We start from the raw sequence: 13,657 nt of genomic DNA, 5'->3' as shown, positions 1-13,657 counted from the left end.
TTAGGAGTAAGAACGAATGAACCTGGTCCTCAATCTACTGGTCGGTGTGCAGATGCTGACGGCCCTCGCAATGATCGGCCTGATCCTGATCCAGCACGGCAAGGGCGCCGACATGGGTGCGGCCTTCGGCAGCGGAAGTGCCGGCAGCCTGTTCGGTGCCAGCGGCAGTGCCAACTTCCTCTCGCGCACCACGGCTGTGCTTGCTGCGGTGTTCTTCGCATGCACGCTGCTGCTGGCCTATTTCAGCCACGCGCGTCCTGCGGGCGGCGGCAGTCTTCTGGAGCGCGCTGCAGTGGGTGCACCGGCCACGCCGGCTTCTGGTGCAGCGAGTGAAATTCCTGGTGCGGCGGCTCCCAGTGCGCCTGCTTCGGCTCCTGCTGCCCCGGTTTCGGGCGCGGGTCAGATTCCGAGCAAGTAATCAACTCGTTTTCATGAGTTGCCTGTGAGAAATGGCTTCATTTCAGGGTAAACTCTAAATCTGTTCGGAAAGCCAAATGCCTCTTGCAGGTACCTCATGCCATCCGAACAGCAAAAACCGCGGTCGTGGTGAAATTGGTAGACACGCTATCTTGAGGGGGTAGTGGCGAAAGCTGTGCGAGTTCGAGTCTCGCCGACCGCACCAAATCTCATCGGCAGAAAGCCTCATCCAGGGGCTTCTCTTGCCGGTGGCAAGCGGTGAAAAACTCTCGATGAATCTCGACTCCTACCTCCCCGTCCTTTTGTTCATTCTGGTCGGAGTCGGCGTAGGCGTCGCCCCTCAGGTCATCGGATACATTCTCGGCCCCAACAGGCCCGACGCCGCAAAGAACGCTCCCTACGAGTGTGGCTTTGAAGCCTTCGAGGACGCACGCATGAAGTTCGACGTGCGCTACTACCTCGTTGCGATTCTCTTCATCCTGTTCGATCTCGAAATTGCCTTTCTCTTTCCGTGGGCCATTGCGCTCAAGGAGATTGGTGCTGTCGGCTTCTGGGCCATGATGATCTTTCTCGCCATCCTCGTCGTGGGCTTTGCCTACGAGTGGAAAAAAGGCGCGCTCGACTGGGAATGACAAGGAATCACGATGGCCATTGAAGGCGTTCTCAAAGAAGGTTTCGTCACCACCACCTACGACTCGGTGGTGAATTGGGCGAAGACCGGATCTCTCTGGCCGATGACCTTCGGCCTCGCATGCTGTGCGGTGGAAATGATGCACGCGGGTGCCGCCCGCTACGACATCGATCGTTTCGGCATGCTGTTTCGCCCCAGCCCACGTCAGTCCGATCTGATGATCGTGGCCGGCACGCTGTGCAACAAGATGGCTCCGGCCTTGCGCAAGGTCTACGACCAGATGCCCGAGCCGCGCTGGGTGCTGTCGATGGGTTCGTGCGCGAATGGCGGTGGCTACTACCACTACAGCTATTCCGTCGTGCGCGGCTGCGACCGCATCGTGCCGGTCGATGTCTACGTTCCGGGTTGCCCGCCCACCGCCGAGGCTTTGCTCTACGGCGTGATCCAGTTGCAGCAGAAGATTCGCCGCACCAACACCATTGCCCGCGCCTGAGGGATTGCCGACGATGACTGACTTTGCAATTTCGCCGGAGGTGCTGCGCGCCACCATCGCCGAGACGCTCGGCGCCAAGGCCAAGAGCGTGACGCTCGCCCTGGAAGAGGTGACCGTGGTGGTCGGCGCTGCCGACTACATAGAAGCCGCCTTGCTGCTGCGCGATGCGCCCGGCTGCCGCTTCGAGCAGCTGATCGACCTCTGCGGCATGGACTACTCCGACTACCGCGAAGGTGAGTGGCAGGGCGAACGCTACTGCGTCGTCACGCACCTGCTGTCGGTAAGCCTCAACCAGCGCGTGCGCCTGAAGGTGTTCGCGCCGAACGAAGACCTGCCTGTGGTCGATTCGCTGCAGCCCGTCTGGAATGCCGCCACCTGGTTCGAGCGCGAAGCCTTCGACCTCTACGGCATCGTGTTCGACGGTCACGACGACCTGCGCCGCATCCTGACCGACTACGGCTTCATCGGCCATCCGTTCCGCAAGGACTTCCCGGTGTCGGGTCACGTCGAGATGCGTTACGACGAAGAACAGAAGCGCGTGGTCTACCAGCCGGTTTCCATCGAGCCGCGCGAAATCACCCCGCGCGTGATCCGCGAAGACAACTACGGCGGCGGTTTGCACTGATATGGCCGAAATCAAGAACTACACACTCAACTTCGGTCCCCAGCACCCTGCGGCACACGGCGTGCTGCGCCTGGTGCTCGAGCTGGACGGCGAAGTGATCCAGCGCGCCGACCCTCACATCGGCCTGCTGCACCGCGCGACCGAGAAGCTTGCCGAATCGCGCACCTTCATCCAGTCGCTGCCGTACATGGACCGTCTCGACTACGTGTCGATGATGAGCAACGAGCACGCGTACTGCCTCGCCATCGAGCGGATGATGGGCCTCGAAGTGCCGATCCGCGCGCAGTACATCCGCGTGATGTTTGCGGAGATCACCCGTCTGCTGAACCACTTGCTGTGGCTCGGTGCGCACGGTCTGGATTGCGGTGCGATGAACATGCTCATCTACTGCTTCCGCGAGCGTGAAGACCTGTTCGACATGTACGAGGCCGTGTCCGGCGCGCGCATGCACGCGGCGTACTTCCGTCCGGGTGGCGTCTACCGCGACCTGCCGGATGCAATGCCGCAGTACAAGGTCAGCAAGATCAAGAACGCGAAGGCTATCGAGAAGCTCAACGAGAACCGCCAGGGCTCGTTGCTCGACTTCGTCGACGACTTCTGCAAGCGCTTCCCGAAGATGGTCGACGAGTACGAGACGCTGCTCACCGACAACCGCATCTGGAAGCAGCGCACCGTGGGCATCGGCGTGGTCACGCCGGAGCGCGCGCTGAACCTCGGCTTCACCGGCCCCATGCTGCGCGGCTCGGGCATCGAATGGGACCTGCGCAAGAAGCAGCCCTACGACGTCTACGACCAGATGCAGTTCGACGTGCCTGTCGGCAAGACCGGCGACTGCTACGACCGCTACCTGGTCCGCGTCGAAGAGATGCGCCAGGCCAACAAGATCATCCAGCAGTGCTCGGCCTGGCTGCGTGCCAACCCCGGCCCTGTCATCACCGACAACCACAAGGTCGCCGCGCCCGCGCGCGAATCGATGAAGGCGAACATGGAGGAGCTGATCCACCATTTCAAGCTCTTCACCGAAGGCTTCCACGTGCCCGAAGGCGAAGCGTATGCCGCCGTCGAGCATCCGAAGGGCGAGTTCGGCATCTATCTCGTGAGCGACGGCGCCAACAAGCCGTACCGCCTGAAGATCCGCGCCCCTGGTTTCCCGCACCTCGCCGCCCTCGACGAAATGTCGCGCGGTCACATGATCGCCGACGCTGTCGCGGTGATCGGCACGATGGACATCGTGTTCGGCGAGATCGACAGGTGAGAAAGAGCGAATGACGACTTCCTCGACCCACCATGACGCGGCGCCCTCGGCGCCGTTGAAGACTACGATCCTCGAGCGCTTTGCGCGCGAGGTCGCCAAGTACCCCGAAGCAGGCAAGCAATCCGCCGTGATGGCCTGCCTCGCCATCGTCCAGCAGGACGAGGGCCACGTCAGCCTGCAGCGCGAGCGCGAGATTGCCGAGTACCTCGGCATGGCGCCCATCGCCGTGCATGAAGTGACGACCTTCTACAACATGTACAACCAGCATCCGGTGGGCAAGTTCAAGCTCAACGTGTGCACCAACCTGCCTTGCCAGCTGCGCGATGGCGTCACCGCCCTCGTGCACCTCGAGAAGAAGCTCGGCATCAAGATGGGCGAGACCACGGCCGACGGCCTGTTCACGCTGCAGCAGAGCGAATGCCTGGGCGCCTGCGCCGATTCGCCCGTGATGCTGGTCAACGACCGTACCATGTGCAGCTTCATGAGCAACGAGAAGCTCGACCAGCTCATCGAAGGCCTGCGCGGTTCCACCAAAGGGGAGGCTGCCTGATGTCACCCGAACAAGTGCTCCAGCAGTTCCAGGCGACGGGCGTCCAGACCTGCTTCCATGACCGTCACATCGAGCCGCAGATCTATGCGGGCCTTGACGGCACCAACTGGCGTCTGGCCGACTACGAGGCGCGCGGCGGCTACCAGGCGCTGCGCAAGATCCTCACCGAGGGCCTCACGCCCGACCAGGTGATCGCCGAAGTCAAGGCCTCGGGCCTGCGCGGCCGTGGCGGCGCCGGTTTCCCGACCGGCCTGAAGTGGAGCTTCATGCCCCGCCAGTTCCCGGGCCAGAAGTACCTCGTCTGCAATTCGGACGAGGGCGAGCCGGGTACGTGCAAGGACCGCGACATCCTGCAGTTCAACCCGCACATCGTGATCGAAGGCATGGCCATCGCCGCGTATGCGATGGGCATCAGCGTGGGCTACAACTACATCCACGGCGAGATCTTCCAGAGCTACGACCGTTTCGAGGAAGCCCTCGAAGAAGCGCGCGCCGCCGGCTACCTCGGCGACAAGATCATGGGCAGCACGTACAACTTCCAGTTGCACGCCGCCCACGGCTTCGGCGCCTACATCTGCGGCGAAGAAACCGCGCTGCTCGAATCGCTCGAAGGCAAGAAGGGCCAGCCGCGCTTCAAGCCGCCGTTCCCGGCCAGCTTCGGCCTGTACGGCAAGCCGACCACCATCAACAACACCGAGACCTTCGCGGCGGTGCCCTGGATCATCCGCAACGGTGGTCCGGCTTACCTCGAATGCGGCAAGCCGAACAACGGCGGTACCAAGATCTACTCGGTGAGCGGTGACGTCGAGCTGCCCGGCAACTACGAAGTGCCCATGGGCACGCCGTTCTCCAAGCTCCTCGAGCTGGCCGGCGGCGTGCGCAAGGGTCGCACGCTGAAGGCCGTGATTCCCGGCGGATCGTCGGCGCCGGTGCTGCCGGCCGACATCATGATGGCCTGCACCATGGACTACGACTCCATCGCCAAGGCCGGCTCCATGCTCGGTTCGGGCGCGGTGATCGTCATGGACGACAGCCGCTCGATGGTCGAGTCGCTCAAGCGCCTCTCGTACTTCTACATGCACGAGTCCTGTGGCCAGTGCACGCCGTGCCGCGAAGGCACGGGCTGGCTCTACCGCGTGGTGGACCGCATCCACAACGGCCAGGGCAAGCCCAGCGACCTGCAACTGCTGGACTCCGTCGCCGGCGACATCATGGGCCGCACCATCTGTGCGCTCGGCGATGCGGCAGCGATGCCGGTGCGCGCCATGATCAAGCACTTCCGTCACGAGTTCGAAGCCCTGATCCCGGGCTACGTTCCGACGGCGCCCGTCAAGGCCTGAGCGCGAGAAGAAACATACTCATGATCGAAATCGAACTCGACGGCAAGAAGGTCGAAGTGACCGAAGGCAGCATGGTGATGCATGCGGCCGACAAGGCGGGCACGTACATCCCGCACTTCTGCTATCACAAGAAACTCAGCATCGCGGCCAACTGCCGCATGTGCCTCGTCGACGTGGAAAAAGCGCCCAAGCCGATGCCGGCCTGTGCCACGCCCGTCACGCAGGGCATGATCGTCCGCACCAAGAGCGAAAAGGCCATCAAGGCGCAGCAGTCGGTCATGGAGTTCCTCCTGATCAACCACCCGCTGGATTGCCCCATCTGCGACCAGGGCGGCGAATGCCAGCTGCAGGACCTGGCCGTTGGCTACGGCGGTTCTTCTTCGCGCTACGAAGAAGAAAAGCGCGTCGTGTTCCACAAGGACGTGGGCCCGCTGATCAGCATGGAAGAAATGAGCCGCTGCATCCATTGCACGCGCTGCGTCCGCTTTGGCCAGGAAGTGGCCGGCGTGATGGAGCTCGGCATGTCGCACCGCGGCGAGCACTCCGAAATCGAAACTTTCCTCGGCGACTCGGTCGACTCCGAACTGTCGGGCAACATGATCGACATCTGCCCGGTCGGCGCGCTCACGAGCAAGCCCTTCCGCTACAGTGCCCGCACCTGGGAACTGTCGCGTCGCAAGTCGGTGAGCCCGCATGACTCCACCGGCGCCAACCTGATCGTCCAGGTCAAGAACAACCGCGTGATGCGCGTGGTGCCGCTCGAGAACGAAGACGTCAACGAATGCTGGATTGCCGACCGCGACCGCTTCTCGTACGAAGCGCTCAACGGCCCGGAACGCCTGACGCAGCCCATGCTGAAGCAGGGCGGCCAGTGGCAGCAGGTCGACTGGCAGACGGCGCTCGAGTACGTTGCCAATGGCCTCAAGCAGATCAAGGCCGACCACGGCGCGCAAAGCATCGGCACGCTGGTCAGCCCGCACAGCACGCTCGAGGAGCTGCAGCTCGCAGCCTTGCTCACGCGTGAACTCGGCAGCGACAACATCGACTACCGCCTGCGCAACGCCGAATTCACGGCCTTCGAAGGCGTGCGCTGGCTCGGCACCTCGATCGCTTCGCTCACGCAAGTGCAGCGCGCGCTGGTCGTCGGCTCGAACCTGCGCAAGGAACATCCGCTGTTTGCACAGCGCATCCGCCAGGCCGTGCGCAAGGGCGCCGCGCTGTCGGTGATCACCTCGGCCAGCCTGATGGCTGCTCGCGACGCCTGGGCCATCGACGTGGCGCAGGCGTCCATCGTCGAAGCCGACCAATGGGTCGAGGCGCTGGCCGCAGTTGCTGCCGCCATCGGCCAGACCAATGGCGCAGCCGCGCCCCTGGCACCGAAGAACGCGCCTGACGCCGCCGCGCAAGCCATCGCAGCTTCGCTGCTGAGCGGTGAACGCAAGGCCATCCTGCTCGGCAATGCAGCTGCCCACCACGCACAAGCCAGCAGCCTGCTGGCCCTGGCGAACTGGATCGGTGCGCAGACGGGCGCCACCGTCGGCTACCTGACCGAAGCCGCCAACACCGTTGGCGCGCAGATCGTCGGCGCTTTCCCGAAGAACGGCGGCCTCGATGCCGGCCGCATGCTCGCCGCCGGTTCCGGCCTGAAGGCCGTGATGCTGCTGAACACCGAGCCGGTGTTCGACTCGGCCGCTGGCGCCGCCGCTGCCGATGTCATCGGCAATGCTCAAATGGTCGTCACGCTGAGCCCCTTCAAGGCCAACCTCGAGTTCAGCGACGTGCTGCTCCCGATCGCTCCTTTCACAGAAACCCCCGGTACCTTCGTCAATGCCGAAGGCCGCCTGCAAGGTTTCCATGCCGTCGTGAAGCCGCAAGGCGAAACGCGCCCGGCGTGGAAGGTGCTGCGCGTGCTGGCCAACCTGCTGGGCCTGCCCGGCTTCGCGTTCGAATCGACCACCGAGGTGCTGGCCACCATCGGTGACAAGGGCGCGGTGCCGGCGAATGCGCTGAACAACGCCACCTCCGCCAATGCCGTCGCTTCCAGCGGTGCAACTGCTGCACCCGTGGTCGCGAGCATCTACCAGCTCGACTCGATCGTGCGCCGTGCACCGTCGCTGCAACTGACTGCCGACGCGCGCATTGCATCGGCTGGATCGAACGTGTCGGCGCGTGCCGAGGAGGCACTGGCATGATCGTCGACACCATTCATGGCTTCGGCCAGGGGCTGGTTGCCGCAGGCTGGTGGACCGCCGTGGTCTGGCCCCTTATCTGGACGCTGATCAAGATCATCGTGGTCGTGATCCCGCTGATGCTGGCTGTGGCGTACCTCACGCTGTGGGAACGCAAGGCCATCGGCTTCACGCAGATCCGCATCGGCCCGAACCGCATCGGACCGCTGGGCCTGCTCCAGCCGATCGCCGACGCGCTCAAGCTGATGACCAAGGAAATCATTCTTCCGACGGTCGCCAACAAGGGCCTGTTCCTGCTGGGCCCGATCATGACCATCATGCCGGCGCTCGCCGCATGGGCCGTGATTCCCTTCGGCCCCGACGTGGCGCTGGCCAACATCAACGCCGGCCTGCTGTTCGTGATGGCCATCACCTCCCTCGAGGTGTACGGCGTGATCATCGCCGGCTGGGCCTCGAACTCGAAGTACGCCTTCCTGGGCGCGCTGCGCGCCTCGGCACAGATGGTGAGCTACGAAATCGCGATGGGCTTCTGCTTCGTCGTGGTGCTGATGGTCACCGGCAGCCTGAACATGAGCGAGATCGTGAACGTCCAAGGCAAGGGCATGTTCGCCAACATGGGCGTCGGCTTCCTGTCGTGGAACTGGCTGCCGCTGCTGCCGATCTTCGTCGTGTACTTCATCTCCGGCCTGGCCGAGACCAACCGCCACCCGTTCGACGTGGTGGAAGGCGAGTCCGAAATCGTTGCCGGCCACATGATCGAGTACTCGGGCATGAGCTTCGCGATGTTCTTCCTGGCCGAGTACGCCAACATGTGGCTCGTCTCGATCCTGACCGTGGTGCTGTTCCTCGGCGGATGGCTGCCGCCGTTCGAGTTCCTGAGCATCATTCCGGGCTGGATCTGGCTGGGCCTCAAGACCTTCTGCGTGGTCACCATGTTCCTGTGGGTGCGCTCGACGTTCCCGCGCTTCCGCTATGACCAGATCATGCGTCTGGGCTGGAAGATCTTCATTCCCGTCACCCTCGTGTGGCTGGTCGTGGTCGGTGGCTGGATGCAGACGCCGTTCAACATCTGGAAATAACAGGAAGCGCCAACATCATGTCTGCTGCGCACACCGCAACACCGTCCGCGCCGTTCTCGCTCAAGGACTTCCTGGGCAGCTTCATGCTGTTCGAGCTGTTCAAGGGCCTGGCCATTACCGGCAAGTACGCCTTTGCCCGCAAGATCACGGTGCAGTTCCCCGAAGAGAAGACGCCGCTGTCGCCGCGATTCCGCGGCCTGCACGCGCTGCGCCGCTATGAAAACGGCGAAGAGCGCTGCATTGCCTGCAAGCTCTGCGAAGCCGTCTGCCCGGCGCTGGCCATCACCATCGAATCGGATGTGCGCGACGACGGCTCGCGCCGCACCACGCGCTACGACATCGACCTGACCAAGTGCATCTTCTGCGGCTTCTGCGAAGAGAGCTGCCCGGTCGACTCGATCGTCGAGACGCACATCTTCGAATACCACGGCGAAAAGCGCGGCGACCTGTACTTCACCAAGGACATGCTGCTGGCCGTGGGCGACCGCTACGAAAAAGAAATCGCAGCGAACAAGGCGGCTGACGCCAAGTACCGCTGATTCCGACCAGCCCGAACCCCGTACCAATTCGAATTCCAATGGACGTCAAGACCGGTCTGTTCTATCTGTTTGCCGTGGTGCTGCTGTTTGCAGCGTTCCGCGTCATCACCGCCCGCAACCCCGTGTACGCCGCGCTGTACCTGGTTCTGGCCTTCTTCCAGGCATCGGCCATCTGGCTGCTGCTGCGCGCCGAGTTCCTCGCGATCTCGCTCGTGCTGGTGTATGTGGGCGCCGTGATGGTGCTCTTCCTGTTCGTGGTGATGATGCTGGACATCAACGTCGACGGCTTGCGGGAGGGCTTCTGGAAGCACTTTCCGCTGGCGGCAGGCGTGGGCGCGCTGATTGCGCTCGAAATGGCGGCCGTGCTCATGGGCGGCTTCCGCCTCGGCGAGCCGCGCGCTGCTGCCGGTGCGTTGGGGGCCAACACTTCCAATACGCTCGAACTCGGCAAGCTGCTCTACTCCGAATACCTCTACCCGCTGGAAATTGCCGCGGTCATCCTGCTCGTGGCCATCGTGGCCGCCATCGCGTTGACGCTGCGCACCCGCAAGGACAGCAAGTACGTCAACCCGGCCGACCAGGTGCGCGTGAAGGCGCGCGACCGCGTGCGCATCGTGCAGATGCCGGCAACGCGTGCTGCCGAGCCTGTGGTTGAAGCTGCGGACGCTGCAAAGGAAAACAAGGCATGACGCTCACGCTCGGACACTTTCTTTCGCTCGGCGCGATGCTCTTCGCGCTGTCCGTGATCGGCATCTTCCTGAACCGCAAGAACCTGATCGTCCTGCTGATGGCCATCGAGCTGATGCTGCTCGCGGTCAACATGAACTTCGTGGCGTTCTCGCACTTCCTGGGCGACATGCACGGCCAGATCTTCGTGTTCTTCATCCTGACGGTGGCCGCGGCCGAGTCGGCCATCGGGCTGGCGCTGCTGGTTCTGCTGTTCCGCAACAAGTCGAACATCAACGTCGACGAACTCAACTCGCTCAAGGGTTGAAAGCAACATGAGCGCAACCCTTTCCGCATCCACCTTGCTGGCCGTGCCGCTGGCACCCCTGGTCGGCGCCGCTGTCGCCGGCCTGTTCGGCACCAAGTTCGGCGGCAATCACATCGGCCGCAAGGTCACGCATTCGCTGACCATCCTGGGCGTGCTGGTCGCCTTCATCATCTCGGCCATGACGCTCAAGAGCGTGGTGGCCGACGGTGCCCGCTTCAACGAAACCATCTATGAATGGATGGTCGTGGGCGGCCTGAAGATGGAAGTCGGCTTCATGGTCGACGGCCTCACCGCCATGATGATGTGCGTCGTGACCTTCGTGTCGCTGATGGTCCACATCTACACCATCGGCTACATGGAAGAAGACGACGGCTACAACCGCTTCTTCGCGTACATCTCGCTGTTCACCTTCTCGATGCTGATGCTCGTCATGAGCAACAACATGCTCCAGCTGTTCTTCGGCTGGGAAGCGGTGGGCCTGGTGTCGTACCTGCTGATCGGTTTCTGGTTCAACAAGCCGACCGCGATCTTCGCGAACATGAAGGCCTTCCTGGTCAACCGTGTGGGCGACTTCGGCTTCATCCTCGGCATCGGCCTGATCGCCGCCTACGCCGGCACGCTGAACTACACCGAGGCCTTTGCCAAGGCCGGCACGCTGGCCGGCATCACGTTCCCGGGTACCGAGTGGATGCTCATCACCGTGATCTGCATCTGCCTGTTCATCGGCGCGATGGGCAAGAGCGCCCAGTTCCCGCTGCACGTGTGGCTGCCCGACTCGATGGAAGGCCCGACGCCCATCTCCGCGCTGATCCACGCGGCAACGATGGTGACGGCCGGCATCTTCATGGTGGCGCGCATGTCGCCGCTGTTCGAGCTGAGCGACACGGCACTGAGCTTCATCCTCGTGATCGGCGCCATCACCGCGCTGTTCATGGGCTTCCTGGGCATCATCCAGAACGACATCAAGCGCGTGGTCGCGTACTCGACGCTCTCGCAGCTCGGCTACATGACGGTGGCGCTCGGTGCCTCGGCCTACTCGGTCGCGGTGTTCCACCTGATGACGCACGCGTTCTTCAAGGCGCTGCTGTTCCTCGGCGCCGGCTCGGTGATCATCGGCATGCACCACAACCAGGACATCCGCTGGATGGGCGGCGTGCGCAAGTACATGCCGATCACCTGGATCACCTCGCTGCTGGGTTCGCTCGCGCTGATCGGCACGCCGTTCTTTGCCGGCTTCTACTCGAAGGACAGCATCATCGAAGCGGTGCACGAAAGCCACCTGTGGGGCGCGAACTTCGCGTACTACGCGGTGCTGGCCGGCGTGTTCATCACGGCGTTCTATTCGTTCCGCATGTACTTCCTGGTCTTCCACGGCAAGGAACGCTACGACCAGAACCCCGATGCGCACCATGACGACCATGGCCACGGTCATGACGATCATGGTCACGGCCATGACCAGAAGCCGCACGAATCGCCTTGGGTCGTCTGGCTGCCGCTGGTGCTGCTGGCCATCCCCTCGGTGGTGATCGGCTTCATGACGATCGAGCCGATGCTGTTCGGCGAGTTCTTCAAGAACGCGATCGTCGTGGACGGCACCAGGCACCACGCCATGAAGGAACTGGAAGAAGCCTTCCACGGCCCGGTGGCCATGGCCATCCACGGCCTGCAGGCTGCGCCGTTCTGGCTGGCGCTGGCTGGTGTGGTCCTGTCCTGGTACATGTACATGATCAACCCGGCGCTGCCGGCTGCGATCAAGCGCGCCTGCGGTCCGATCTACCGCCTGCTCGAGAACAAGTACTACATGGACTGGTTCAACGAGAACGTCATTGCCCGCGCCACGCGCGCGCTTGGCACCGGTCTGTGGAAGGGTGGCGACCAGGCCCTGATCGACGGAGCCGTCGTCAACGGTTCGTGGAAAGTGATCGGCCGGATTTCGGGTGTGGTGCGCTGGATGCAGTCTGGCTACATCTACCACTATGCCTTCGCGATGCTGCTCGGCATCTTCATCCTGATGACGTACTTCGTCTGGTTCAAACGCTGAGCCTAGCGCTGGAGAAAAAGAAAAATGGGTTTGTTGAGCCTTGCCATCTGGGTGCCGATCGCATTCGGCGCCGTGCTGCTGGCGTTTGGCCGTGACGAGCATGCCAAGGGCGTGCGCTGGGTCGCGCTAGTCGGTGCCATCGTGAGCTTCCTGGTCACGGTGCCGCTGTTCACGCGTTTCCAGAACGGTACTGCCGCGATGCAGTTCGTCGAAAAGACGGGCTGGATCGCACGCTTCAACGTCAACTACCACCTCGGGATCGACGGCCTGTCGCTCTGGCTGGTGCTGCTGACGTCGTTCATCACGGTCGTCGTCGTGATCTCGGCCTGGGAAGTGATCACCGAGCGCGTGAACCAGTACATGGGCGCGTTCCTGATCCTGTCGGGCTTCATGATCGGCGTGTTCTCCGCGCTCGACGGCGTGCTGTTCTACGTGTTCTTCGAAGCCACGCTGATCCCGATGTACCTGATCATCGGCATCTGGGGCGGCCCGAACAAGATCTACGCGGCGTTCAAGTTCTTCCTCTACACCTTGCTCGGCTCGCTGCTGATGCTGGTTGCGCTGATCTTCCTGTACAACAAGTCGGGCGGCAGCTTCGACATCCTGGCCTGGCACAAGCTGCCGCTGGGTTCGACCGCGCAGACCTTCCTGTTCTTTGCTTTCTTCGCGGCCTTCGCCGTGAAGGTGCCGATGTGGCCGGTGCACACCTGGCTGCCCGACGTGCACGTCGAGGCGCCCACCGGTGGCTCCGCCGTGCTGGCCGCGATCATGCTGAAGCTGGGCGCCTATGGCTTCCTGCGCTTCTCGATGCCCATCGCGCCCGATGCCTCGCACGAATGGGCCTGGCTCATGATCGCGCTGTCGCTGATCGCCGTGATCTACGTCGGCTTGGTGGCGCTGGTGCAGCAGGACATGAAGAAGCTGGTGGCCTACTCGTCGGTCGCCCACATGGGCTTCGTGACGCTCGGCCTCTTCATCTTCAACGAGCTCGGCGTGTCCGGCGGCATCGTGCAGATGATTGCGCACGGTTTCGTGTCGGGCGCCATGTTCCTGGGCATCGGCGTGCTGTACGACCGCGTGCACTCGCGCCAGATCGCCGATTACGGCGGCGTGGTCAACACCATGCCCAAGTTCGCCGCGTTCGCGCTGCTGTTCGCCATGGCCAATTGCGGCCTGCCGGGCACCGCCGGTTTCGTGGGCGAGTGGATGGTGATCCTGGGCGCCGTGAAGGCCAACTTCTGGATCGGCCTCGGCGCCGCCACCGCGCTGATTTTCGGCGCGGCCTACACCCTCTGGATGTACAAGCGCGTGTACCTGGGTCCGGTCGGCAACGACCACGTCAAGGAACTCAGCGACATCAACGCCCGCGAGTTCCTGATGCTGGCACTGCTGGCCATCGCCGTGCTGTGGATGGGCCTGTTCCCGAAGCCGTTCACCGACGCGATGAACGCCTCGGTGACCGAGCTCCTGCGCCACGTGGCAGTTTCGAAGCTGCCTTCCTGAT

At 63.1% G+C, this 13,657-nt stretch carries 14 protein-coding genes and 1 tRNA gene; all 15 read left to right on the top strand.

What is annotated here, in order from left to right; all coding sequences use genetic code 11:
• The first annotated feature begins 16 nt into the window (after window positions 1–16).
• A complete protein-coding gene (secG, locus tag BLV60_RS24330) occupies window positions 17–418 on the top strand; it encodes a preprotein translocase subunit SecG (protein ID WP_093057851.1) in 402 nt (133 codons plus the stop codon).
• Between the two features lie 119 nt (window positions 419–537).
• A tRNA-Leu gene (locus tag BLV60_RS24325) sits at window positions 538–622 on the top strand.
• A 67-nt stretch (window positions 623–689) separates the two neighbouring features.
• Window positions 690–1,049 (top strand): NADH-quinone oxidoreductase subunit A, encoded by a 360-nt coding sequence (locus BLV60_RS24320; protein WP_012748607.1) that lies wholly within the window; start codon window positions 690–692, stop codon window positions 1,047–1,049.
• Window positions 1,050–1,061: 12 nt separating this feature from the next.
• On the top strand, window positions 1,062–1,541 hold the full coding sequence (locus BLV60_RS24315; RefSeq protein WP_007837763.1) for a NuoB/complex I 20 kDa subunit family protein: 480 nt from the start codon (window positions 1,062–1,064) through the stop codon (window positions 1,539–1,541).
• A 13-nt stretch (window positions 1,542–1,554) separates the two neighbouring features.
• Window positions 1,555–2,166, top strand: a complete 612-nt coding sequence (locus BLV60_RS24310; protein ID WP_093057850.1) for an NADH-quinone oxidoreductase subunit C — start codon at window positions 1,555–1,557, stop codon at window positions 2,164–2,166.
• 1 nt (window position 2,167) lies between these two features.
• Window positions 2,168–3,421 carry an NADH-quinone oxidoreductase subunit D gene (locus BLV60_RS24305; RefSeq protein WP_093057849.1) on the top strand — a complete coding sequence of 418 codons (1,254 nt, stop codon included), beginning with the start codon at window positions 2,168–2,170 and terminating at the stop codon, window positions 3,419–3,421.
• A 10-nt stretch (window positions 3,422–3,431) separates the two neighbouring features.
• Entirely contained in the window at window positions 3,432–3,971 is a 540-nt protein-coding gene (nuoE, locus tag BLV60_RS24300; RefSeq protein WP_093057848.1) for an NADH-quinone oxidoreductase subunit NuoE family protein, read from the top strand.
• Window positions 3,971–5,311, top strand: coding sequence for an NADH-quinone oxidoreductase subunit NuoF (gene nuoF / locus BLV60_RS24295; protein ID WP_093057847.1), 1,341 nt, complete (start codon window positions 3,971–3,973; stop codon window positions 5,309–5,311). The genes nuoE and nuoF overlap by 1 nt, the downstream gene beginning before the upstream one ends.
• 20 nt (window positions 5,312–5,331) lie before the next feature.
• Window positions 5,332–7,503, top strand: coding sequence for an NADH-quinone oxidoreductase subunit NuoG (gene nuoG / locus BLV60_RS24290; RefSeq protein WP_093057846.1), 2,172 nt, complete (start codon window positions 5,332–5,334; stop codon window positions 7,501–7,503).
• Window positions 7,500–8,579, top strand: a complete 1,080-nt coding sequence (gene nuoH / locus BLV60_RS24285; RefSeq protein ID WP_371127400.1) for an NADH-quinone oxidoreductase subunit NuoH — start codon at window positions 7,500–7,502, stop codon at window positions 8,577–8,579. Before nuoG ends, nuoH begins: the two co-directional genes overlap by 4 nt.
• A 17-nt stretch (window positions 8,580–8,596) precedes the next feature.
• Window positions 8,597–9,118, top strand: a complete 522-nt coding sequence (gene nuoI, locus BLV60_RS24280) for an NADH-quinone oxidoreductase subunit NuoI (protein ID WP_042579825.1) — start codon at window positions 8,597–8,599, stop codon at window positions 9,116–9,118.
• Window positions 9,119–9,156: 38 nt separating this feature from the next.
• Window positions 9,157–9,807, top strand: a complete 651-nt coding sequence (locus BLV60_RS24275; protein ID WP_093057845.1) for an NADH-quinone oxidoreductase subunit J — start codon at window positions 9,157–9,159, stop codon at window positions 9,805–9,807.
• A complete protein-coding gene (gene nuoK, locus BLV60_RS24270; protein ID WP_019653383.1) occupies window positions 9,804–10,112 on the top strand; it encodes an NADH-quinone oxidoreductase subunit NuoK in 309 nt (102 codons plus the stop codon). The genes BLV60_RS24275 and nuoK overlap by 4 nt, the downstream gene beginning before the upstream one ends.
• Window positions 10,113–10,119: 7 nt before the next feature.
• A complete protein-coding gene (gene nuoL / locus BLV60_RS24265) occupies window positions 10,120–12,153 on the top strand; it encodes an NADH-quinone oxidoreductase subunit L (RefSeq protein ID WP_093057844.1) in 2,034 nt (677 codons plus the stop codon).
• Window positions 12,154–12,177: 24 nt separating this feature from the next.
• Window positions 12,178–13,656, top strand: coding sequence for an NADH-quinone oxidoreductase subunit M (locus BLV60_RS24260; RefSeq protein ID WP_093057843.1), 1,479 nt, complete (start codon window positions 12,178–12,180; stop codon window positions 13,654–13,656).
• Window position 13,657 lies beyond the last annotated feature (1 nt).

The organism is Variovorax sp. YR634 (assembly GCF_900106655.1).
Classification (GTDB): Bacteria; Pseudomonadota; Gammaproteobacteria; order Burkholderiales; family Burkholderiaceae_C; genus Variovorax.
Note: the sequence above shows the minus strand (reverse complement) of the source record. Positions and strands in the feature narration are given on the sequence as shown.

Excerpts from the sequence above, each read along its gene's own strand:
- BLV60_RS24320 (WP_012748607.1), top strand. The coding sequence starts at position 690 with ATGAATCTCGACTCCTACCTCCCCGTCCTTTTGTTCATTCTGGTCGGA.
- nuoE (WP_093057848.1), top strand. The coding sequence starts at position 3,432 with ATGACGACTTCCTCGACCCACCATGACGCGGCGCCCTCGGCGCCGTTG.
- nuoI (WP_042579825.1), top strand. The coding sequence starts at position 8,597 with ATGTCTGCTGCGCACACCGCAACACCGTCCGCGCCGTTCTCGCTCAAG.
- nuoF (WP_093057847.1), top strand. The coding sequence starts at position 3,971 with ATGTCACCCGAACAAGTGCTCCAGCAGTTCCAGGCGACGGGCGTCCAG.
- BLV60_RS24260 (WP_093057843.1), top strand. The coding sequence starts at position 12,178 with ATGGGTTTGTTGAGCCTTGCCATCTGGGTGCCGATCGCATTCGGCGCC.
- BLV60_RS24305 (WP_093057849.1), top strand. The coding sequence starts at position 2,168 with ATGGCCGAAATCAAGAACTACACACTCAACTTCGGTCCCCAGCACCCT.
- BLV60_RS24315 (WP_007837763.1), top strand. The coding sequence starts at position 1,062 with ATGGCCATTGAAGGCGTTCTCAAAGAAGGTTTCGTCACCACCACCTAC.
- secG (WP_093057851.1), top strand. The coding sequence starts at position 17 with ATGAACCTGGTCCTCAATCTACTGGTCGGTGTGCAGATGCTGACGGCC.
- BLV60_RS24310 (WP_093057850.1), top strand. The coding sequence starts at position 1,555 with ATGACTGACTTTGCAATTTCGCCGGAGGTGCTGCGCGCCACCATCGCC.
- nuoH (WP_371127400.1), top strand. The coding sequence starts at position 7,500 with ATGATCGTCGACACCATTCATGGCTTCGGCCAGGGGCTGGTTGCCGCA.
- nuoG (WP_093057846.1), top strand. The coding sequence starts at position 5,332 with ATGATCGAAATCGAACTCGACGGCAAGAAGGTCGAAGTGACCGAAGGC.
- nuoL (WP_093057844.1), top strand. The coding sequence starts at position 10,120 with ATGAGCGCAACCCTTTCCGCATCCACCTTGCTGGCCGTGCCGCTGGCA.
- nuoK (WP_019653383.1), top strand. The coding sequence starts at position 9,804 with ATGACGCTCACGCTCGGACACTTTCTTTCGCTCGGCGCGATGCTCTTC.
- BLV60_RS24275 (WP_093057845.1), top strand. The coding sequence starts at position 9,157 with ATGGACGTCAAGACCGGTCTGTTCTATCTGTTTGCCGTGGTGCTGCTG.